At 63.1% G+C, this 22165-nt stretch carries 21 protein-coding genes; 7 read left to right on the top strand and 14 right to left on the bottom strand.

All coding sequences use genetic code 11. The features are described 5' to 3' along the window. The first annotated feature begins 10 nt into the window (after window positions 1-10). Window positions 11-445 carry a hypothetical protein gene (locus BUB54_RS20825; protein ID WP_175556509.1) on the top strand — a complete coding sequence of 145 codons (435 nt, stop codon included), beginning with the start codon at window positions 11-13 and terminating at the stop codon, window positions 443-445. A gap of 266 nt (window positions 446-711) precedes the next feature. Here the strand turns inward: BUB54_RS20825 and BUB54_RS12675 are convergent, their stop codons facing one another. The 4 genes from BUB54_RS12675 to BUB54_RS12660 all read right to left on the bottom strand — a co-directional run bounded on the left by BUB54_RS12675 (window position 712) and on the right by BUB54_RS12660 (window position 4824). Further along, complete coding sequence (locus BUB54_RS12675) at window positions 712-1431, bottom strand: RES family NAD+ phosphorylase (RefSeq protein WP_048880223.1); 720 nt, start codon at window positions 1429-1431, stop codon at window positions 712-714. Then, window positions 1428-1841: an MbcA/ParS/Xre antitoxin family protein gene (locus tag BUB54_RS12670; protein WP_073211710.1), complete on the bottom strand. Its 414-nt coding sequence runs from the start codon at window positions 1839-1841 to the stop codon at window positions 1428-1430. The genes BUB54_RS12675 and BUB54_RS12670 overlap by 4 nt, the downstream gene beginning before the upstream one ends. A 119-nt stretch (window positions 1842-1960) precedes the next feature. Then, a complete protein-coding gene (locus tag BUB54_RS12665; RefSeq protein ID WP_342351564.1) occupies window positions 1961-2383 on the bottom strand; it encodes a DUF6880 family protein in 423 nt (140 codons plus the stop codon). A 107-nt stretch (window positions 2384-2490) separates the two neighbouring features. Then, window positions 2491-4824, bottom strand: a complete 2334-nt coding sequence (locus tag BUB54_RS12660; protein ID WP_048880621.1) for an HAD-IC family P-type ATPase — start codon at window positions 4822-4824, stop codon at window positions 2491-2493. 105 nt (window positions 4825-4929) lie between these two features. Between BUB54_RS12660 and BUB54_RS12655 the strand changes: the two genes are divergently transcribed. From BUB54_RS12655 to BUB54_RS12640, 4 genes are all read left to right on the top strand, one after another. Further along, window positions 4930-5586, top strand: a complete 657-nt coding sequence (locus tag BUB54_RS12655) for a response regulator (RefSeq protein ID WP_048880624.1) — start codon at window positions 4930-4932, stop codon at window positions 5584-5586. Next, on the top strand, window positions 5583-6896 hold the full coding sequence (locus tag BUB54_RS12650; protein ID WP_048880620.1) for an ATP-binding protein: 1314 nt from the start codon (window positions 5583-5585) through the stop codon (window positions 6894-6896). The genes BUB54_RS12655 and BUB54_RS12650 overlap by 4 nt, the downstream gene beginning before the upstream one ends. A gap of 80 nt (window positions 6897-6976) precedes the next feature. Beyond that, entirely contained in the window at window positions 6977-7294 is a 318-nt protein-coding gene (locus BUB54_RS12645) for a PepSY domain-containing protein (RefSeq protein WP_048880619.1), read from the top strand. 73 nt (window positions 7295-7367) lie between these two features. Continuing rightward, window positions 7368-8141 (top strand): COG4705 family protein, encoded by a 774-nt coding sequence (locus BUB54_RS12640; RefSeq protein WP_048880618.1) that lies wholly within the window; start codon window positions 7368-7370, stop codon window positions 8139-8141. 5 nt (window positions 8142-8146) lie between these two features. Here the strand turns inward: BUB54_RS12640 and BUB54_RS12635 are convergent, their stop codons facing one another. The 8 genes from BUB54_RS12635 to BUB54_RS12600 form a co-directional block, all read right to left on the bottom strand. After that, window positions 8147-10168: a bifunctional DedA family/phosphatase PAP2 family protein gene (locus BUB54_RS12635; RefSeq protein ID WP_083553817.1), complete on the bottom strand. Its 2022-nt coding sequence runs from the start codon at window positions 10166-10168 to the stop codon at window positions 8147-8149. A gap of 18 nt (window positions 10169-10186) precedes the next feature. Continuing rightward, window positions 10187-11014, bottom strand: coding sequence for a polyprenyl diphosphate synthase (gene uppS, locus BUB54_RS12630; RefSeq protein WP_241869382.1), 828 nt, complete (start codon window positions 11012-11014; stop codon window positions 10187-10189). A gap of 91 nt (window positions 11015-11105) precedes the next feature. Continuing rightward, entirely contained in the window at window positions 11106-12389 is a 1284-nt protein-coding gene (locus BUB54_RS12625) for a TolC family protein (protein WP_048878990.1), read from the bottom strand. Next, entirely contained in the window at window positions 12386-15424 is a 3039-nt protein-coding gene (locus BUB54_RS12620; protein WP_048878991.1) for an efflux RND transporter permease subunit, read from the bottom strand. Before BUB54_RS12620 ends, BUB54_RS12625 begins: the two co-directional genes overlap by 4 nt. A gap of 3 nt (window positions 15425-15427) precedes the next feature. Further along, the gene (locus BUB54_RS12615) at window positions 15428-16366 is read right to left on the bottom strand and encodes an efflux RND transporter periplasmic adaptor subunit (protein ID WP_048878992.1); all 939 of its coding nucleotides are present in this window, start codon (window positions 16364-16366) and stop codon (window positions 15428-15430) included. A 102-nt stretch (window positions 16367-16468) separates the two neighbouring features. Continuing rightward, window positions 16469-17875: a heavy metal sensor histidine kinase gene (locus BUB54_RS12610; RefSeq protein WP_082075661.1), complete on the bottom strand. Its 1407-nt coding sequence runs from the start codon at window positions 17873-17875 to the stop codon at window positions 16469-16471. Further along, entirely contained in the window at window positions 17872-18543 is a 672-nt protein-coding gene (locus tag BUB54_RS12605; RefSeq protein WP_048878994.1) for a heavy metal response regulator transcription factor, read from the bottom strand. Before BUB54_RS12605 ends, BUB54_RS12610 begins: the two co-directional genes overlap by 4 nt. 276 nt (window positions 18544-18819) lie before the next feature. After that, window positions 18820-19416: a cation transporter gene (locus BUB54_RS12600; protein ID WP_048878995.1), complete on the bottom strand. Its 597-nt coding sequence runs from the start codon at window positions 19414-19416 to the stop codon at window positions 18820-18822. A gap of 70 nt (window positions 19417-19486) precedes the next feature. Here BUB54_RS12600 and BUB54_RS12595 point away from each other — a divergent pair, with 70 nt between their 5' ends. Together BUB54_RS12595 and dmeF are read left to right on the top strand one after the other, a co-directional pair. Then, entirely contained in the window at window positions 19487-19765 is a 279-nt protein-coding gene (locus BUB54_RS12595) for a metal/formaldehyde-sensitive transcriptional repressor (RefSeq protein WP_048878996.1), read from the top strand. A 7-nt stretch (window positions 19766-19772) separates the two neighbouring features. Next, window positions 19773-21026 (top strand): CDF family Co(II)/Ni(II) efflux transporter DmeF, encoded by a 1254-nt coding sequence (dmeF, locus tag BUB54_RS12590; RefSeq protein WP_048878997.1) that lies wholly within the window; start codon window positions 19773-19775, stop codon window positions 21024-21026. A 145-nt stretch (window positions 21027-21171) separates the two neighbouring features. Here dmeF and BUB54_RS12585 read toward each other — a convergent pair whose 3' ends face one another. Together BUB54_RS12585 and BUB54_RS12580 are read right to left on the bottom strand one after the other, a co-directional pair. Further along, complete coding sequence (locus BUB54_RS12585; RefSeq protein ID WP_456303988.1) at window positions 21172-21828, bottom strand: GNAT family N-acetyltransferase; 657 nt, start codon at window positions 21826-21828, stop codon at window positions 21172-21174. Continuing rightward, complete coding sequence (locus tag BUB54_RS12580; protein ID WP_244890782.1) at window positions 21801-22115, bottom strand: type II toxin-antitoxin system TacA family antitoxin; 315 nt, start codon at window positions 22113-22115, stop codon at window positions 21801-21803. The genes BUB54_RS12585 and BUB54_RS12580 overlap by 28 nt, the downstream gene beginning before the upstream one ends. Window positions 22116-22165: the final 50 nt, after the last annotated feature.

The raw sequence follows: 22165 nt of genomic DNA, 5'->3' as shown, positions 1-22165 counted from the left end.
CTCTTGTGAATTGACAAACATAAGGCGGTCCCAGGACACCGATGTCAAGAAACGAATCCAGCCAGATGATCGCCCTGGAAGCCCGGGAAGACGAACTCACCAGAGCCTGCTGAGCAACCGGCCGGCCGAAGAACCGGCCCTGCATCCCAACCTGGCGACAATCTACAGGGACAAGGTGGCGGCGTTGCATGACGCCCTGGCCGACCCATCGACCAAGGACGAAGCCTTCGGGATTATTCGCGGCCTGATCGAGGAGGTGCGTCTTGTTCCTGAGAATGGAGAACTGCGCGTTGAGATCCGTGGTGCTTTGGCTGGGATTCTTGTGCTGGGTGCTGCAAACGGCAAAACCGCCCACATGTTTGCGGACGGTTCTATTTCTGTTCTTGCATCGCAAATGAAGTTGGTTGCGGGGGCACGATTTGAACGTGCGGCCTTCAGGTTATGAGACGGAATGGCATTAAATTTAATCAAGTATATTCTTCTATCTTTCGAAACCGCGCGTGCACTACCCTAAATAATACACTTAGAAATCCTCGCTCGCTTCGATTTTTGGCTCAAAATGCCCTAATTGGCCAACATAAACACCATGCCCGCACCGTTTAACGCGAGGGGTATCCAAACTACCCGTTGGTTTCCCAAAAACCCGGAGCGGGCTGAAAGATGTCACTTCGAAAAATGCAAACATATCTGGCCTTCGTTTGCTCCCGCCCTTCAGCATTCCTTCACCCGAAACACGTCCCCTGTCCCCGCATCGCGGACCAAATCAACGCGAGCCCCATCCCAATGATAATCAAGATGGCGCCCTTGCACAGGCGGCGAGGCTAGATCCGGATAAAACAGTCCTACACAAACACCGTTAGGATCGCGCCTGCTGGGATAAACCAGCCCTTGGGACCCGCCGCCCCGTAAGGCCACAGCCAATTGTTGCGCCATGGTGTAATCATCCGGGTCTAGTGCGGATGCGAATGCGTCAATCCCGCCCCGCAGGTCATGCAGCGAGGCCTGGATATCCAACACAAGCTCCCGGAACTGCGATGTCCAGCCAGGCGGTTGGCCGGTCTGTGCCATGAAGCGGGCGTGGTGGTGAATGGTTTCAAGCAGGGCCGTCTCATATGTCCGCGCGGCGTACAGCACACCATAAGCCCCTGCGCTGAACCGGCTCGGTCGCTCAGGGCTGACATGCGTGAAAGGGGCCATGAGGTAACTCGCCCCCGGCCCAGAAACGCGCCGCGTCACCGGTACCAGATCAAGGGCGCCAATCGTTTCCATGAGGCGCGGATTGGTCTTCTGCTCAGCGGCAATCAATAAGGGCCAATCTTCTGGATCGGCGATATCCTCGAACAAATCGACAGGCGGATACAGGCTGCGGATGATCCGCCTGGCACCAACCCAATGAACCGGCGAGATGGGGACGATCGACGGGTCGATCACCAGCCGCCACGCTCCGCATCCAGATAATGCCGCACCCGCATGAGATCGGTTAATTCGCCATGGAGCATGACATCCAGAGCCGAGCGGCCGCTAAATGCCGCATTTGGGGCCTTGATCCAGCCATAGCCGCGCGCCGGCTCCTTGAAAATGATCCGCAAGGCTTTGTGGATCCCCATGAGGTTGGAGAGCCTGGCCTTGCCGTCACGGCCAATCCGGCCAATCTCGCCTGCCTTCCAGCGGGCAAAGGTACGGCGGGGCAAGTCAAGAATGATCGCGGCCTGGTCGTCTGTCACCTCCCATAGGCGGAAGAGGTTCAAGGCCGCGCGGAACATGGCGCCTGCCTCTTCATCGGTGATCGGGTCAGGCGAAAAGGGCTTCGGCGCAACGATGATCTGGCTAAGCACAGACATAGGCAGCTCCTGTCATATGGCTATATATAAGAAATATATCGCCATATGGCAACAAGTTCTCTTCCCCGGCGGCGCTTAGCGAAGTTGATCCTCAGAATTATACGCCACTGGGCCGGGCCTTACGCCACCAGGCTCCAGAACGCATTTTTGCGGCCATGCTCCCGCCGTAGCCGGGCCACATAGGCATCGTGCGGTTCCAAGCCCCCGCATGTCTCAACTCCGGCAGACAGGCTGGTGCAGCTCAGCAAATGCCGAGCGGCGTGCTTGTAGCTGCTGGAACGGTTGTGGGTGAGCGCGAAATCGATCATCGCCCGCAGCACCAGCACGGCCGCTAGCTTATGCTTGCCCGCCAGCGCCTCTGATGCCGGGGTGAGGATTTCATACCGATCTCCGTCCAATTCGCGCCTGCGCTCCATTACCAGAGCCGCCGCGCGGTTCAGATCCGGCCATGAGATAAGAAATCCAAGCGCGCCCGAAAAATCCTTGTCATTCTTGACAAGATCAAGCGTCTTCGAAGGGCAATTGTATGGTGGCCAAAAAATGATAGGTCATGGGCGTTTCTCCGTTCTGTATCAGATGATGTCGTTCAGAGGCTGTTTTAGGATTCCGCGATTGATCTCGGTCATGTTGGGCAAGGAAAGCGCAATGCTCATGCGATTCCCAGCCATTTGAAAAGAGGGGCTTTCAATGCATCGAACAGAATGGCGAACAGCGCCGCTGCCCCGGCGATTTCCATGAGAAGCAGGGCGTTTAGCGGCGGTGTCAGCCAACCGGTCAGCGCGACAAGGGTGCCAATGCTAATATCCAGCGCGCTGGAGGCCAGCACCCAGCCGCCGGGCATGGATGACCACATCCGCCGGCGTTCGCGCACTGTGTAGACAGTGATTTGGGCATCGATCACCATGGTGAAGAAGGCAAGCGTGCGAAGCGGTTCGATCTCCAGATTCAGCTCAAAATGCCCGAAGGCCAGCACACCGATGAGGAATACCAGCTTGACCAAACCAAGCAGCACCGCCGCCGCGCTGACTGGACCGATCCTCCAGAGTTCTGGACGCGGGGATGGATGGGCGCGGTCGGTCGTGAGCGACATGGTCAGAAAATCGTTCACCACAAGCAGCAGCACCATCAACATGGGCGTCAGCACGGCGTGGCCGGTCATCAGCAGGCCAGCGGCAAGGAACAGCACCAGCTCAACCTTCCGTAGCAGCGCGTTCATGGTATAGGTCAAAATGCGTTGAAACGTGGCCCGGCCTTCCTTGATCGCGGTCACGATCCCGCCAAGCCCTGGCTCGGTCAGCACCAGCCCCGCCGCGGCTTTCGCAACATCGGTAGCCGTAGCCACGGCGATGCCAATTTGCGCCTGCCGTAAGGCTGGCGCGTCGTTCGCACCGTCACCGCACATGCCAACCGTATGGCCGCCCTTTTGAAAGGCTTTGACAAGGCGGAATTTGTCCTCGGGGAAGACGCCCGCGAAGACTGCGTAATCGTCCGGTGCAACTTGGGTGGGAATGCTACCTGCCGGGCATATATTGCCGTCGATGCCGACAGCGTGTGCGATAGTTTCGGCAGTGGCGGCGGCATCACCCGTTACCATCACAGTGGCAACGCCGAGATTGACCAGTTCGGTAATCAGCGGCGCGGCATCGTCACGCGGGCTGTCGCTCAAAGCCACAAGCCCCGCGATGTGCAGTGCGCCCATTGGTCCGCAGGCTACGGCCAGTACACGATTACCGTCGGCCGCGAGTTCATCAGTCATGCGTGCTGCCTCTGGGGGCACCGTTGTGACAGCCGCCAGCGCCGAGTATGCACCTTTCATCACCACCCATTCGGCACCATCCTGCCATATCAGCGCTTCAGATGCTTTCCGGGCAGGATCAAAGGGAACGAAGCGGCGTATGGGCAGTGGCGCGGCTCCGCTTTCGTGTGCGGCAAGCCGGATCGCCGAATCCACGGCATCCTTGCCGCCTTCGCTGCTCGTCGCGGCGGCCAGGGCCAAAACGCTGACCATGCTATCGCTGCCAAAGGCTCGCACCGCGCTTACGTGGAGCTGATTCTGGGTCAATGTGCCCGTCTTGTCGGCGCAGAGGACATCCATGGCGGCGGCTTCGTGCACGGCGGACAAGCGTGTTGGCAGCACGCCGCGGCGGGCAAGGCTTTGCGCGCCAAGCGCCGTGGCAAGGGTGAAGGTGGCCGGCAGAGCGACTGGAACGGTGGCCAGAATAACGGTCAACGTAAGCGCGATAAGATGCGTGACCGGCATGTCATGTTCGCGCGCATAGCCGATCATCAGCAGCAGCACGAAACCATTGAACACGGCAAGATTTCGTACAACGCGGAGGATCGCGGATTGTTCTGCGCTGGGCCCATGGGCAATGCGCACCAATTCGGCAGCCCGGCCGGAATAGGTGCGCGCGCCGGTAGCAATCACAAGCGCCTGCGCCTCCCCCCGGCGCACCATAGAACCCGCATAGCTTATTGCACCAATGCCAGCGTCAATGGGCAGCGATTCTCCGGTGATCATCGACTGATCGAGCAGCACATTGCCGCTGGCGAGGCGCACATCGGCAGGCACGATCGCACCGAGGGACAGCTTTACCAAATCCCCGGGAACAATCTCGCGCGCGGGCAGGGTGAGCCAGGCGCCATCACGCCGGACCGAGGCCGTGAGCGCCAAGCGCGATTTGAGCGCGGCCAAGGCGGTATCAGCCCGCCTCCCCTGCGCAAAGGATAGCGCTGCGTTGAATAGGAGGAGTCCGGCAATAACGGCCGCCTCCAGATAGGCCCCGGTGAGAGCCTGCAACAAGACCGCCGCCTCCAGCATCCACGGCACGGGCGCCCAGAAATTGCCCAATAAGGCCGTCAGGGGGTTGCGCCTGGGCTCGGCAACCTCATTGGGGCCATGTTCGGCCAGCAGCCGGCCCGCCTCCGCGCTGGATAAGCCCATAGGGAGGTTCGAGGGGGTGGCGGGACTATTCTCCAGCATGACAAGCGCGTTATGCCGCAAAATGGCAGGCTTTGCCCAGGAGTGTCCCCTCTCAGCCAGGCACAGAGCCTTGCCCGGCCCATGGCCTTGGCTCAAGCTCCATACATGCGTGTATTGCTGATCGAGGATGATGCGTTAATCGGCGCCGGCCTGGTCGCCGCGCTAAAGGCGGCTGGGTTGGCGGTGGATTGGGTCAGAGACGGTCTGACCGCCCAGGAGGCACTGCATGACACCGCCTATACAATTGCGCTGCTGGATCTCGGCCTGCCCGGCATGGATGGCATGGCCGTGCTGAAATCCGCCAGGCGGCAGGGGGTGGAGACACCCGTGCTCGTGATCACTGCCTGGGATGCGGTCGAGAGCCGGGTCGCAGGGCTGGATCTCGGCGCCGATGATTACCTGGTCAAACCGTTTGAGGTGCCCGAACTACTGGCCCGCATGCGTGCCCTCATGCGCCGTAGTGCCGGAAAGGCCACATCGCGGTTGAGCACAAGAGAGGCGGTACTCGATACAGGCACGCATGAATTTTCCCATGGCGGACGGACGGAGCTTCTGCCCGCGCGGGAATACGCGCTGATGCGGGCGCTGATGGAACGGCCCGGGCACATCCTCTCACGCGCACAAATCGAAGAACGCCTTTACGGCTGGGGCGAGGAGGTGGAGAGCAACGCGGTGGAGGTGCTGATCCATTCCGTCCGCCGCAAATTCGGCAAGGGGGTTATTCTCAACATCCGCGGCGCCGGGTGGATGGTAAAAAAATGAGCCACCGCCCCTCCTTGCGCCGGACTGCCCTGATCTGGGTGACCGTGCTTCTCGCCGCCGCCGGGCTGATCGCCGCCGGTGTGGCGTATCTGGACAGCGAAAGCGAGACCGCCGATTTTCTTGATGGGCAGCTTCGCCAGATCGCCCTGAACGCTGGCCCGGGGCCAGCCGCGGCCAACGCTCCTGCCGCGCCTGACCAAGACCCGGAGGATCGTTTCGCCGTGACCATCTGGAATGCGGAAGGGCAGATCGTGCATCAGTCCCTTCTTGGCGTGGCCATTCCAATCCCGCCGGCGTCCGGATTTTCCAGCGCCCAGATCAACGGCGAAGCTTGGCGGGTTTATACGCTGCGGGGCACCGCCCAGACGGTGGAAGTGGCGCAGCGCGTGACCGTGCGCGATGAAATCGCCAGCAATGCCGCCATCGGCGCGGCCCTGCCGGTGCTGCTGCTGATCCCGCTTTCCTGGCTGGTGGTGGGTTTGGCTTTGCACCGCACCTTGCGGCGGCTCGATGTTCTGGTCACCGAACTCGCCACGCGCAGCACCATGGCCAAAGAGCCCTTGCCGCTTACGGATATCCCTGTCGAGCTGACGCCGCTGGTAACCGGCATGAATGGCCTGATCCTGAGGCAGCACGATGCGCTTATGGCGCAAAAACGCTTCCTCGCCGATGCCGCCCATACGCTGCGCACACCGGTCGCCGCGATGCAAATCGAGATCGGCAACCTCACCGTCGAGGTGCCGCCGGCCCGCGCGCGGCTGGACGCGCTGGCGGCAGGCGCGCGCCGAGCCGCTCAGCTGGTGGATCAACTCCTGCGTCTTGCCCGGCTCGACGAGCCGCAACGTCCTGCCAGTATCCCATTTGATGCCGCCGCCTTGTTGCTCGACTGCGTTGCGGATCACGCCGCGCGCGCCGCGCGTAAAGGCATTGATCTGGGCGCGGAAATTGTCCCGCCGGTCATGATCAACGGCGCCGAGAATGAAGTGCGCACGTTGTTCAGTAATTTAATCGAAAATGCGCTGATCTACACGCAACCGGGTGGCAAGGTCGATGTGTCCCTGCGGCGGACCAAGAGCGGTTTTTGCGCGGAAGTGCTGGATACCGGCCCCGGTTTCCCCGCAGGTGCGGAAGCACATATTTTCGAACGTTTCTTTCGAGCGGCCCCCGAAGCGGCGGAGGGGACTGGCTTGGGCCTTGCCATCGCGCGCCGCATTGCCGATCGCCATGGCTTCGGGCTTGAGGTGCGCAACCGCACAGATGGCATAACCGGCGTTATGGCGCGCGTGACCATGCCCGGCGTGAGGAGCTAAGTTTCACCTAAGTCTTCTCCGGCAAAAGGATTGCGAGGCGTTCGGCGAGACCGACGCTGCGATTGAACTGTTGATGGAGAATGACGATGAAGTTTTCATACCCGGCCCGCACACTTGGTGCTCTTGCGATCCTGGCCGGATTTGCTGCCCCGGCGCTCGCCTATACCGGCCAGGATTTGGCCGGTGGCACCAAAATCAGCATCGATGCGGCGCGGGCAACTGCGCTGAAGGCACAGCCTGGGACCATTGCCGATGAAGAGCTGGAGAAGGAATCTGGCGGCAGCGGCCTGCGTTATTCGTTCGACATCAAGTCCGGAGCGGCGACGCATGAGGTCGGCGTCGATGCTGTGACCGGTGCCGTGCTCGAGAACAGTGTCGAAGGCCCGAACGCCGACTGACCAAAGCTGATGGCCAGATAGCCTGCTCCGATACGCATCGGCGCAGGCTATTTCATGGATAAAAGGGGGCGTTATGACCGGCATTGTCAAACAGGGGCTCAGCAAGGTGCCCGAAGTTGTACTGAGTTTTTGGATCATCAAGATTCTTGCCACCACGCTCGGCGAAACAGGTGGCGACGCGGTGACGATGTCAATGCATCTTGGCTACGCGGCAGGCACGATGATTTTCGCAGCCATTTTCGTGATAGCTGTCATCGGGCAGATGCGTGCCGAGCGCTTCAACCCCTATCTCTATTGGCTGACCATCGTGGCCACCACGACGCTTGGCACGACCATGGCTGATTTCGCGGACCGTTCGCTCGGCATCGGCTACGCCGGCGGTTCCTTTATCCTGGCATTGCTTTTGGCCACCTCACTCGCCGTGTGGCGCTGGACTGAGGGCAGCGTCTCGGTGAATCGCGTGGCGACGCCCCGCACTGAAACCTTCTACTGGATCACCATCCTGTTCTCTCAAACTCTGGGAACGGCGCTGGGCGACTGGATGGCGGATAGCAACGGCCTGGGTTTTGGCGGCGGCGCCGTGGTGTTCGGCACGGCTATCGTCCTGATTGCGGCGGCGTATTACTTCACCCGCATCTCGCATGTCATGCTGTTCTGGGCGGCGTTCATCCTCACCCGTCCGCTAGGCGCCACGGTTGGCGACCTGCTCGACAAACCCCTGGCCCAAGGCGGGCTTGAATTGAGCCGAATGGGAGCCTCCGCGGTGCTCATTGGTGCGATGCTCCTGCTGATTGTCGCTCTGCCGCAACGTGCTGGGTTGCACCCGGCACCGCAACGGATCAGTTAAGCGGTTTAAGACTGTCCAAGCAAAACCTCGCCATTCCATTCCGGCACTGTGAGCGAACGATTTTCCAATTCTATTCCCGGCAAGGCGGTTCGGAGCGTTTGCAAAGCGCCGTTCACGTCATTCCGCTCATCGACAAGGCTGGCGAATGGCGTCAAATGCTCCACTTTCTCCGCAACCACAGTGCCAATCCAAAGCGGCTGCGTAAGTCCTGCGTTGGTCAGCACCATGCCGGAAGGCCAAACCCTTAAAATCAACCGCTGGCCGAGTGGCACGTTGCCGCCAGTTTTAATCATCACCAATGCCTCTGACCGGCCATTATCGAGATGCGGCAGCACGGGCAGAGCGTCTGCCTTGGCGTTGGGCAATAGCCATTCCGCAGATGACGACAAATTCCACGGTACCGGCACCTGCCAGCTATGTTTCAGCAAGGTGGCTTTCAAGGGCGCCAAGGATCCTGCCCATTGCAGAACAAACGGCTCTTCATAATCGCCGGTGAGATCGACACGCCACACCGGCAGATTGGCCCATCCGCCGTGGCGCCAATCCGTGAGGGACATCTCCCGCACGGGCAAAGTGAGCGCATAGCGTCGCATATCCACGGCGTGTTTGGTTCCGATATGCAGCCCACCTGCCACGAGCAGCACGGCGAGCCCCGCCGTCGCGAGACCAGGGGCGCGCACCTCCCTGCGCGCATGCTGTAAATAGACGATCCCTAGTAATGCGACCCAGGCTACGCCAAAGGCCAGTCCCGCCGTCACGTCGGAAAGCCAGTGCGCGCCGAGATAAAGCCGCGAGAAGGCAATGGCGCCCACGAGCAGGACCGCGGCGAGCGTGACCGCCACCCGGGCTCGGGCGCCCACCTCGCGGCAGATCAACACCACCAAAAATCCATAGAGAGCCGCGCTGGCCGTGGCATGCCCACTGGGAAAGGAATAGGAATTCCACCCGGCAAAAATCGCGTCCGGACGGGTTTGCCGCAGGGTGATCTTCATCAGGAATGCGAACAGGCTGGCGCCAGCCACCGCGGCAAACCCGTAAATTGCCGCACGCCAGGCCCGCTGCCAGGCAAGCCAAGCCAACGTCACTATGAGAACGGGGACAACGACCGCCGCGTCGCCGAGCTCGGTGATGGCCACCATCACCTGATCGATCACAGGCGTGCGCAGCGATTGCAGAAAATGGAAAATCGCCGCATCCGCCCGCACCAGCGGATCTCCGGCGATGACATCCTGCAACACGCCGAAGAACAGCCATAATCCGCCGATGAGGGCGGCGCCAAGCGCCAGCAGGCCCAGCGCTTCTGGCCGCTCCGGGTCGAGCGCCGAGCGGACCAGCCGCCGCGCCCCGCCGTCTCCGGCCTCAGCCCATTGCCGCACCGGCCCGCGCAGGCGCGCCACCAGTCCGATGGTCCGCCGGATGGCCAGGGGCGTCAGCCACACCAACAGCGCCAGCGCTGCCACCAGAATGAGGACCAGCACGACCAGCCGGCCAGCAATGGCGTGGAGAATGGCCAAAGAGGCGCCAAGCGCCATGCCGAACCAGATATGCGCCAACGCAAACAGCACGGCGGCACATATATCGACCGCGTAGAACCGGACGGCGGACATACCCGACATGCCCGCCACCATGGGAATTGCGGCCCGCACACCAGGCAGGAAGCGGGAAATCAGCACCGCCTTACTGCCATGGCGGGCGAAAAACGCTTCGCCCGCCGCTAATAGGCCCGGTCTCGCCCGCAGTGGCCACATCCCCATGGCGCGTTGCTTATAATGCCGCCCGAACAAGTAGGAGAGACCATCTCCCGCAAGGGCACCGAAGGCCGTGACGCCGATCAGCGGCCACATCGCCAGCGCGCCGCCTGGCACCAGCGCGCCAAGCCCAACGATGACCGCCGTGCCGGGCACCAAGGCACCAACGACAGGAAACGCTTCCGCTGCCGTCAACAGGAAGGCTAGGCCGTAAGCCAGCAGTCGATGCCCGCCAGCGAAGATGACGATAGCGGAGATGAAGCTGTGGATGAGGTTCATAGGGAAAGCCGCCGCCTTTCAGACACCAAAACGCCGCTCGCGGCGCTGGTAGGCGCGGATGGCGCGCAAATAATCGATTCGGCGCATCACCGGCCAGTTCACGTCACAGAAATACAGCTCGCTATGCACGCTCTGCCACAGCATGAAGCCGGAAAGCCTCACCTCGCCGCTGGTGCGGATGATCAGATCCGGGTCGGGCACATCTGCCAGATAAAGATGCCGCCGGATTGTCTCGGGCGAGACCAGGACAGCGGCCTGCGCTGTGGAGAGACCCTGGGTCGCGTAATCTTCCAGTAGGGCGCGCACGGCATCGGCAATTTCCTCGCGTCCGCCATAGCCAATCGCCAATGTCACGGTGATTTGGTCGTTGCCGCGTGTCGCGGTTTCAGCCGCGTCGAGAGCCTCCACCAAAGCGGGGGGTAGCAGGTCGCGGCGCCCCATGGCGGTAATATGCACGCCTTTGTGGCGGATATGCGGATCGGCGGCGAGTGCGCGCATCTTGGTCTCGACCGCGCCGAAAATTCCGCCAACTTCGGCTTCCGGGCGGCGCAGATTGTCAGGCGAAAATACCCAAAGCGTGACCCTGCGCACGCCAAGGTCGACGCTCCAGGTCAGGATATCATCCAGCTTTGCTGCGCCGAGGCGGTAAATCGCATCCGGACTCTGTACGCCGGCCTCGCGCGCATGGCGCCGGTTGCCGTCGAGAATGATGCCGACATGGCCGGGCATTGGCAAAGCCCGCACCTGTTTTTCAAGCTGACGTTCGTAAAGACCATAGGCTAGCCGCCACACGGGTACTGCGGCCCATCGCAACCCCTGGTGCACCCATGTCAGACCAGTCGGCAATTCAGAACCCTCTCCCGAAAATGGCTTTGCACAGCATCGCAAAGGGCGCATGGCCCTGCAATGTCGGGATACTTGCGCTTCGGGTAGCGGGTTAGCGAGTCGCTCGGCCATGAACGGGCAAACCGAGCCCCAGCAGCGTGGCCAGAGAAACTTCGGCTGTTTGCAGCTGCGTGCGCAGTTGGATCGCCTCACGCCGACGGTCGCCTGCAGCAGTGATGAGATCGGTCTCCGCGCTGGCATCCAGCCCTCCTGCGAAAAAGCTATGGCGGGCATCCTCGGCGATGGCGGCTGCCTGCGCGGCGGCTTGATCCGCCTGCGCGCTCTGATGTTGCAGCATGGTTATGCTTTGCCCCAGCGCTTCGGCGCCGTTCCGGGCTGCGGCCAGACTCGCCGCATATTGCGCGCGCAGGGCGGTGCGCGTGGCTTCGTCAGTTTGGATCGCCGGGCGGTTGCGGTTGAACAAGGGCAAAGACAACGTAACCTGTGGTCCGGCGCTGGTCACGCCTGATGTATCGCGCCCGCCTTGCGCGCCGAGGCTGATGGGCAGGAACTGGCCGCGGATCGCAGCGCGGAGTTTTTCGTCAGCTTCGGTATAGCCATAGCGCAGGGCCAGCAGGTCCGGCCGGCGCTGCGGCAAGGTCGCCAATGCCTGTTGCTGAAGCCCTGGGGGAATTTGCGCCACATCGATCGGCGCCAATGCTATCGGGGTGCCGGGCGACAGCGCCAATAGCGCGTCGAGCTGCGCTTCATCCCGCGCCTGGGCTTGTTCCTCGCTATTGAGCGCGGTGCGGAGCGTGGCCAGCGCGATCTGCGTGGCGGACACATCCTGCTGGGTGAGATTACCCGCCGCCGTCTGTGCCTGCACATCCTGCTCCAGCGCTGTCAGCGCCTGATCATCGCTGTGCAGGCTCGCCAAATCGGCGGCCTCGCCGGTCAAAGTCACGCCAAGCTGCTCCGCCTGTGCCGCCACCTGCCATTCCTGCCAGAGAATGCCCGCATTCACCTGCAGCAGATGCGCCTTGGCGGCATTTACGTTGGCTGAGCGGGTGATGAGCGGCGAGACATCTTCCACCAGACTGCCGGCAATGGAAGACATGGAGGCTGGGCCGCCCAGCAGCGCCTCGAACCCAATGGAAAGCGAGGGATTGGGCGGCGTTCCGGCCGCCAATAATTCCGTCTGGGCAATGCCGGCTTGTGCCCGTGTGGCTGTCAGGTCCGGGTCTCGCCGCACGGCCAGGGCGGCAAGCTGCGTCAATGTTAAGGGCTTTGTGGCGGGCAGCGGGGCCACAACTGGCTCCATGCCTGGCAAAGGAGCGGAATGATAGGTGGCGCAGCTGGAAAGCCCGGCCAAGACCAGCACAAAAGCACGCTTCATGGCTGGTTCTCCGGCTTCCGCTCGCCGCGCCCAGCCAGATAAAGCGCCGGCAGCAGGTTGGTGCAGAGCAGCGCGCTCCAGAGAATACCACCGCCGATGACCACCGCCAGCCCCTGCTCAGGCGCGGCGCCTGTGCCAAATCCCAAGGCGGTGGGCAGCATGCCCAGAATCGCCACGGCGGTGGTGAGGAAGATGGGCCGGAAACGCACATTCAACGCCTCGTCGATGGCCTCTTCCGGGCTCATGCCCTCGGTCTCGTTGCGCTGGGCGCGGTCCAACAGCACCACGCCATGGTTCAGGCTGACTCCGGCCAAGGCCAGGAAGCCGATCAACCCGATGCCGTTCAGCCCCAGCCCGCTCACCGCCAGCGCCAGCCCGCCGCCGGTCATCGCCAGCGGGATTTGCGCGAGGAGCAAGAGCGGCACGCGCCGGCCGGAGAAGCGCAAAAACAGCACCCAGGCCAGCGATGCGATGGCAGCGATGGCGGCAATCCCCAACCCCAAGGCGGCGTGCTCCAGCATCGGGTAGAGGCCACCGAAAGCGATCCGCTCGCCCGGTGGCAACTTCAGCCCGGCCAAAGCGTGCTTCGCCTGAGCGATCGCGAGATTGGGCGCGGTGGTGGGGGTGGCGAGAATTTCCAGCGCCCGCGCGCCGTCTATATGCATGAACTGGTTGGGGCTGGTGACGAGCGAAATATCCGCCAGCGCGCCCAGCGGCGTGGCACTGCCCGGCCCCACCGGCAGGGCGTCGAGTTGGGCCAGTGAGAGCAGATGCGCATCCGGCAGGCGCAGATAAAGCGGCAACGGCGCGGCACCATCCGGCAGCTCGGCCGCAATCTGCCCGGCCATCAGGGCGGAGACCTCTCCGCTTAAGCCTGCCGGGGTCATCCCCGCCGCCGCGAGCGCGGCCGGGCGCGGGGTGATGCGCAACTGCGTTTCAGGGTAGCCCTCGTCGTTGAACAAATCGCTCAGTCCTGGCACCCGGCTCAGCCGTTGCGCGATCGCTTGGGCGGTTTCCGTCATCTGGCTGAGATTGTCGCCGTACAAATCCAGCGCGAAGGGCTGCGGCAGGCCGTTCAGGCTCTCGCCCAGCCGCTCGATGGTTGGCGTGTCGATGCCGGTTTGCAGCGAGGGGAATTGCGTCTCGGCCTGCACCCGGGCGGCGATGGCGTCCAGGCTGGCACCGCCAGCACCTGGCTTGAGGCAAATGGTGATCTCTCCGGCATAGGCGGGCTCCGTATAAGTGGAGTCAGCGGCCGAGCCGATACGCGCCAGCACATGCTCTACCGCCGGATCTTTCGCCAGCCGGGCGGAGAGGCGGCGCATCAGCGCATCCGTATCCGCCAGTGAGGTACCGGGGGCGAGGGTAAAGGATTCCAGTAGCACGCCCTCATTCGGCAGCGGCAGCACATTCACCGAAACCAGGCTCATCGCCCCCAGGCTGAGCAGCAGCAGCGCCCCGCAGGTAAGCACGGCGCGTTTGGGATAGGCCAAGGCGAGGCGGAATAGATGACGGTTCCAGCCCATCAACCGCAGGAGCAACGCATTGGCTACACGCGGCGGGCGTACGGCATGGCGGGGCAGCAGCCCGAGGCCCAGCGGGATCAGCGTGAGCGAGACCAGCAGCGACGCGCCGAGCGAGAAAATCATGCCCAGCGCGAAAGGCACACAGAACAGCCCCGCCAGCCCGCCGGTGAACAGCAGCGGCACGAAGACCAGAATGGTGGTGAGCGTGCCGATGATATCCGGCGCCATGATCTCCCGCAGGCCCCGCCAGATGCCGGGCCAGGTGTCATCACCAGCTTCCCAGCGATGAAAAATGCTCTCCAGCACGATGATGGAATCATCCGCCACCAGCCCGAGAGCGACGATGATGGCGCCAAAGGTAAGCAGGTTGAGACTCTGCCCGGTTGCGTACAGCCCGGCGATGCCCAGCAGCAGCGAGGCCGGGAGGGACAGCGCCAGCAGCCAGGCGCCGCTGCTCACCCCCAACACGGCGAGTAGCCCGGCAATGGCCAGCACGCCGCCGATCAGCAGATTGCGGCGCAGATCATCGCTCGTCGCGCCCACCAGATGACCTTGATCGTAAATCGGCACAACCGATACGCCGGGCGGCATTGGTACGGATTGAATGGCCGAAGATAACGCCCGGGTAACGGGCAGTGTGGAAGCGCCCTGTTGCTTGAAGATGGTAAGCGCGATGGCGGGCTCGCCGTCCAGCAACTCGCGCTGATGCACCGGCTCTGTGCTGTGAACAATGCGCGCCAGGGTGCCGAGTGGGATTGGCCCGTGCGGCCCCATCACCGGCACTTGCGCCAGCGCGCCGGCAGTTGGGGCGTTGCCGAAGGTGATAAGGGAATCCGTGTGGCCGAGGCTGAGAGAGCCGCCCGGCACTAGCATGGCCTGTCCGGCCAGCGCCTGTTGCAAAGCCTGCACGGAAATCCCAGCCTGTTCCATGGCGGGTAGGTTAGGCTGCACCCAGAGCGCCTCGCCCCCCAGCCCGGCGGTGGTGACAAGCTGCACCCCCGGCACCGCGCGCAAGGCCGGGGCCAGTTGCATAGCCACCGCCCGCGCCGCCTCTGCCTGCGATGTGCCGGGAGCAAAGCGCACGGCGTAATCCGCCAGCTCGTTGATGGCGTTGCCCATGATCTGCGTGAAAGGCTGTACGCCGGGCGGCAGGCTGGTCTGGGCGCGCTCGATGGCGCCATTCACCGCCTGCAAATCCGCCTGTGCGCTGGTGGTGTCGGCAAAACGCAGATCGGTCTCCACCAGCCCGTCGCTGATGGTGCTGCGGACATTCGAGACCCCCGGCAGGCCGAGCAGCACGCCCTCCAGCGGGGTGGCCACCATTGCCTCCATATCCGTGGCGGTGGTGCCGGGCAGATGCACCGTCACACTCACCTCGGGATAGTTGAAGGCGGGCAGTACCTCTTCCGGGATATTGAACAGGGCAAACAACCCGTAACCGAGCAGAGCGGCATAGATCATCAGCCACAAAGCCGGGCGGCCAAGCAGGCGGAGCAAAGCTGCTGGCATGGCTTAATCCGGCGGCTGATATTGGGCAGCGATACCCCGATGGTAGAGCAGTGCCGCATCCTGGACGATCACCTGGTCTCCAGCGGCCAAGCCGGAAAGGATGGGGGTTTGCGCGCCCTCCGCCTCGCCTGGCACCACCTGCACGGCGTGGTCCCCTTTTGCGTCATGCAGCATCACCCACCAGCGCCCGTCATCCAGCACCAGCGCTTCGCTGGGCACTAGCAGCACCGGGCGGGGTGACAAGGAGAGACTGAGCGTGCCCGCTTCGCCCGGCTGCAAGCCAGTGCCCGAGAAGGCCAGCACCAGCCCACCATCGGGCTGCGTGCCCTGAACGCCGCGCAGCGTAACGGACACTGCAGGCGCGCCATCGGCGGGGATAAACCGTGCCGCCATGCCGGGAGAAAGCCTGGCCGCCTGCGAGCCAAAAAGCACGGCCTTCACCCACGCTCCGGCAGCGGGCTGCACCACCGCTATGGCCTGGCCCGGCTGGAGCGATGCCCCCGGCCCGGCGGTGAGACTTTGCACCTGCCCAGCCACCGGGCTTTGCAGGCTGGATGCCGCCCGCAGTGCCGATAGATCAGCCCGCGCCGCTTTCGCCGCCGCCTCGGCCTGCGCCACCGCGGCTTTCGTGGAGAGATGATCCGCGAATTTACCGCGCTCGGCGGCCAGGTTGGTATTGGCGGCATTGCTGGCCCCTTGCGCCGTGGCCAGCGCCGCCGCGATCTGCGGCCCGCCAAGTAACCCTATGGTCTGGCCCGGCTGCACGGTCTCACCCGGCGTGATAGAGAGGCTGGTGAGCACGCCTGGTTGCAGGGCGGCAATGGTGACGGGCGTGCCCGGCTGCACGGCCGCGAAGCCGGAGAGGATGGGCGCCTGCTGGGTGGTCCGCACCGTTACCCAGCCGGATGGAGCCTGCGCGGTAAGGACCAACGCGGCCAGCATGAGCCAGAATGGCCGCGTAGATCTTGAGCGTCGAATCATCCAGCCTTGATAAGCGCGCCCGCCGGGCAGAACGGCGCTATTTCAATGATAATTTTATCATTTTCAGGCCTCCATGGGCGGAAAATGCAGGTTCACGCGTGTTCCCTGCCTTGGCACGCTCTCGATCGTCACCCGCCCGCCATGCAGTTCCATGATCGAACGCACGATAGACAGCCCCAGCCCTGAGCCTTGCGTTGCCTTGTGGCCCCGCGCCGGGTCGGTCTGGTAGAAGCGATCAAACAGCCGGGGCAGATGCTCAGGCGTGATGCCCGGCCCCTGGTCGGAAACAGAGATTTCCACGCCGCTGGCCGGGCTGCCCGAAATGGCCAGCACAATCTCCGAGCCCGGTGGCGCATGGCGCACGGCGTTGGCCAGCACATTGCCCAACGCCTGGCGGAGCAGCAGCGTATCCGCATAGAGCGTGGCAGCTTCCTCAATGCGCAGGCGCAAACCCTTGGGACGGGATTGAGCCTCATATTGCGCTACCACCCAGGCGCAGATATCTCCGGCCTCGCAACGCTCATGCCGCAGCGCGTGGCTGGGGTTCTCCACCCGGGCCAGAAACAGCAGATTCTCGATCAACCCGGTCAAGCGCTGGCTATCCTCCAGCGCGGAAGCGATGGCGGCGCGGTATTCCGCCTCGTCACGGGGGCGGGTGAGGCAGACCTCCAGACTCCCGGTGAGATTGGAGAGCGGAGTGCGCAGCTCATGCGCGATATCCGCCGAGAAACGGGAGAGACGCTCGAAGCTGGTTTCAAGATTATCCAGCATCTGGTTGAACACTTGCACTAGGCCAGTTAGCTCGCGCGGCCATGGCGGGTCCTGCGGAATGCGCCGGGAAAGTTGGGCAGGGGTAATGCTCTGCGCCACCTTGGCGATGCGCGCCAGCGGCGCCAGCGCATGGGCGGCGGCCAGCCGTCCGGCCCCCAGCAAAAGCGGCACCATCAGCAGGAAGAACACGGCCAGAGCGCGGTGAAAATCCGTTAGCAGTGCATTGTCCCGCGTAACGTCAAGCCCGATTTGCAGCACCAGACCCTGTGACCCTTGCAAGGGCAGGCTGGTGAGCAGCCAGGAGGTGTTGCCGGTTTGGTAGCGGGTGAGTGTTAGATTCTGCACCCCACGCACGGCGGGAAATAAGCGCGCGGGCAGCATGGTGGCCATGCCTGGCGTTTCACCCGCCTGCTTACCCGCCACCAGCACCCTCGCTTCGTAGGCGCGCAGGCGCGCGCCGTCAGTTTCCTTCAAGATTTCATTGATGAGCAGGCTTGGCTCGCCGCCGCCATCATTCAGATCATCCTGAAACTCCGCGACCTTGGCCTGGAGAAAATCCCGATGCGCGACAGTGAAATTCGCCTCAAGCTTCCAGTTTGCAAGCAGCGCGAACAACCCCACCGCCAACAGCGCCCCCAGCGTGTAGAGCAAGGCCAAGCGCCCGCTGATGGAGGCAGGGCGGAGGAAGCAGCGCATCATATATCCAGCACATAGCCCGTGCCGCGGATTGTGTGCAGCAAGGCCGTTTCAAAGGGCGTGTCGAGCTTGGCGCGTAGGCGGCGGACCAGCGCGTCCACCGCATTGGCTTGCTGGTCGTGGAACAGGCCCCAGATTGCCTCGGCGATGAGAGTACGCGAGAGCACACGCCCCTGGTTGCGCGCCAGCAACAGCAGCAGCGCATATTCCTTTGAGGTAAGGTGCAGCACCATGCCGGCACGGCTGACACGGTGGCGCAGCGTGTCGATCTCCAGATCCCCCACGGTCATCAGGCTGGAGCCGGGTACCGCCTTGGGCAGACGCGCCAGATTACGCAGCCGGGCCAGCAATTCCGCGAAGGCGAAGGGCTTGATGAGATAATCATTGGCGCCGAGATCAAAGCCGCGCACCCGGTCCTCCACATGATCTCGCGCGGTCAGGAACAGCACCGGCGTGGGCCGCCCGGCGGCACGCAGACGTTTGAGCACCTCCCAGCCATCGAGGCCGGGCATCATCACGTCTAAGATAATCGCGTCGAACTCCCTCGCCAAAGCCAGGGCCAGCGCATCCGCGCCATCACACACAGCATCCACGGCATGGCCGTCCTCACGCAACCCCTTAGTGAGGTAGTCGACCGTTTTCCGTTCGTCCTCGGCCAGTAGAAGCTGCATGATCCCTTCTGCGAAAGCAGGTCTCGGCAAGCATATCCCCCCAGCGTCGAAGCAGCTAGCTCCGTCCGCTTTCCGGCAACTTCCCCTCACAATTCCCTCGGGCGTGCAACGGTGATGGAGGGTGACGGGAGGCCACGGCGGGAGACAAAGGGTAGGCCCGAACCGCCAGACCAAGGGCGGCCGGTCGTGGTTCGCCTGAATACAACGTTCGTCGCTCCGGTATTGATGAACTTGACGGTCAGCCATTCGCCCTCGGCAGGCAGCCAACCGCGTGCCCTACGCCGCCGCGCTGTGCTCCTCGCGGGCGGCGGACCACACCTCACGGGCAGCATCCGCATTGATGATGGCGATGCCGAGGCCGACCAGCAGGTCGGGCCAGGCCGAGCGCCAGAAGGAGGCTGTGACCATACCTGTGAGGATGATGGCGATGTTGGCCAGCACGTCGTTGCGGGCGGAGAGGTAGGCGGCCTTGGCGAGACTGCCACCATGCGCGCGGTGACGCGCCAACATGAGCGCGCAGGTGGCGTTGATCAGCATCGCCCCAGCGGCCGTGGCCGAGAGCAGCAAGGGCGAAGGCGGCACGGGGTGGAGGAATTTCTGCCAGGCCATCCAGAGTGTGGCGAGGCCGGGCACCAGCAGGATGCCGGCCAGCGCCATGCCCAGCCGCGCCCGCTGCTTCAGGCCCCAGCCCAGCGCCAGCATGATAAGCAGGTTGACCGAGGCGTCCTCAAGGAAGTCGATGCTGTCGGCGAAGAGCGAGACCGAGCCAATGGCCAGCGCCACGGCGAACTCGATGCCGAAATAGGCGAGGTTGAACGTGCCTGCCCAGAAGACCGCACGGCGGAAAGTTGAATTTTTGGCGGCCTCGCTCAAGCTTGATCCTCTCTGGCACAGTCTCGTTGCGCGTCTTCCATGGCATAGGGGGGTAGACTATACAACCGGCATGACCCATACCGTCCGTGACAAACAGCGCCTGCTGGCGCGCGTGCGCCGCATCCGTGGCCAGGTTGAAGCCATCGAGCGCGCGCTGGAGAGCGAGGCCAGTTGCGAGAAGGTGATGCACCTGCTCGCCGGCATGCGCGGCGCCACAGCCGGGCTGATGGCGCAGATAGTCGAGGACCATGTCCTCACCCATCTCGTGGATGCCGAAAAACACCCCGGCGCCCTGAACGAAGACGCGGCCGAGCAACTGCTCGAAGTCGTCCGCACCTATTTGAAGTAATATCCTGATGCAGACTCAAACTATGCCCAAGGCCGGCCACAGCCATATTTTTCTAGGCGCCGATCATGACCGCAGCGAGCAGCGCACCTGGTGGGTGATCTGGCTCTGCGGCGCGATGATGGTGGCGGAAATATTAGGCGGTTGGCTGTTCGGCTCTATCGCCCTTGTCGCCGACGGGTTGCACATGAGCACCCATGCCGGGGCCATGCTGCTGGCCGCTCTTGCCTACAGATACGCCCGCCGGCACGCGAGCGATCCACGCTTCTCTTTCGGCACCGGCAAGCTGGGCGACCTCGCGGGCTTCACCAGCGCCATCATCCTGGCCATAATCGCGCTGCTGATCGGCTTCGAGGCGGTGAGCCGCTTTCTTTCCCCGGTGCCGATCCATTTTGCTGAGGCCATCCCCATTGCCTGCCTCGGGCTAGTCGTGAACATCGTCAGCGCCCTGCTGCTTTCCGGCGGGCACGACCATGGGCACAGTCATGGGCATGGACATGGACACAACCACGCACATCATGACCATGATGACGAATACATCATCCCTACTTCCTTTGGCGAGGTTCGGCTGGAGGTGTTCGAGCACGGTGTGCCGCCGCACTTCCGCCTGCGCGCCGCACCTGGGTTCGATATCTCCGCCGACGCCGCCATGATCGAGACCGTGCGTCCCAATGGCGCGTGCCAGAGCTTCGCCTTCGTGGCGCGCGATGGCTATCTTGAATCCGTCGATGAGATTCCAGAGCCGCACGAATTCACGGCCAGCGTCAAACTCTTCGATCAATCCTATGAAGTCGCGTTCGAGGAGCATGAGCACGCCAGTGGCGCCGCCGGGCGGGACAACAACATGCGCGCCGCCGTGGTGCACGTCGCCGCCGACGCGGCCGTTTCCGTGCTGGTGATCGTGGGTCTGCTGCTTGCCCGCGCCTTCGGCTGGCTGTGGATGGACCCGTTGGTCGGCATTGCGGGCGCGGCCGTCATCGCGAGCTGGGCCGTCGGGCTGATCCGCGACACGGGCGGCATCCTGCTGGACATGACGCCAGACAGGGGCATGGAGCAAAAGCTGCGCGACGCAATCGAGCGCGACGGCGATGAAGTGGCCGATCTGCATCTCTGGCGGCTCGGCCCTGGCCATCTGGGCGCGATCCTCTCCGTTACCACCTCAAGCGAGCGCACGGCTCTTCACTATCGTGAGCGCCTCGGCCGGTTCAAATCCCTGTCGCATCTGACCATTGAGGTTCACGAATCCCGGAGCCAGAATAGCTGAACCATGCGACTCTGACAGCTGAATGCGCCGCCGTCTCGCGGCGGCGTAGTTCTTGCGTCTTCTCGTGATGGTAAGCGCTATCTCGACGTGTGCGTGTTGACTTTCACTGAGAAGTACCCTGGGAATTCCGCTGAGAATGACCCGCCTATTGGTTATGGTTTGGGTTTCGTGAAGGGGTCAAAGGCGGACTTTTCTCCTTTCGTTTTGGGTGTTCTGATGTGGTGTGTGGCGACGCCCGGTTGGCAACTCTCCACACCACCTCTCTTGCAGCCTCCAGCGAAGCCGAGATATCGCCGATCGACCGGAACAGCATGAGCGCATTGTCTTTGGACGGCATAAACCCCCGGCGGCGCCAGAACGCGGCGGCGTCATCATCGATGGCATTGACCATCAGCGCCCGCCCGCCAATCAACGCGGCTCCATTTACACTGCGGGCCAACGCGTGATTGAGCAACCCAACGCCAATCCCCTGCCCCGCCCAGGCCGTGTCTGTGGCAAGCTGGCCCAACAGAATACACGGCATTGGGCTCGGCGGCTGGCCGGTGCGGATCGCGCGCGGGAGGCTGGCTGGAACAACGGCGGTGGGGGCCAAGCCGTAATAGCCCACCACTCGGCCCGCCACATGGACCACCATGACCACGGAGAATCCTTTCTGCTGGTTGGCCAGCGCCCGGCTCTTCAGCCAATGGTCGAGAGAGGGCTTACCGCAGGAGAACTGGGATACATCATGCTCGGCATGCAGAAGCTCCGGTGCGGAGAGCAATACCTCCCCCATCAACGCGTCGTGGCATCTTTTTCCCACGGCGCCTTGCGGCGCAGAGAGGCCACCATTTCCGGCACGGGCGCCGCAGGGGCGGAGACGGCTTGAACGAACGCCTCAAACCCTTCCGGGCTCATGCGCACCAGCGTGCTTTCCATCAGCACCTCCTCGGCGGCACGCACCGCGGCTTCCCGCACAAAATCCGTGCGTGAGCGCCCGCGCAAATCCGCCGCACGGTCGATAATCGCGATATCGCCTTCCGGTAGCCGCATCGAGAGCGGATGGTCTTTACGCTTGGGCGAAGCGGTCATGGCGGTGGTTCTTGTCATGACCGGGATATAGTTGATTGTAGCGCATTATGCAATACGGACTAGTGTTG

Origin of the sequence: Acidocella aminolytica 101 = DSM 11237, assembly GCF_900129125.1 — a bacterium.
GTDB lineage: Bacteria > Pseudomonadota > Alphaproteobacteria > Acetobacterales > Acetobacteraceae > Acidocella > Acidocella aminolytica.
This window is presented reverse-complemented; position numbering and strand designations above follow the sequence as displayed.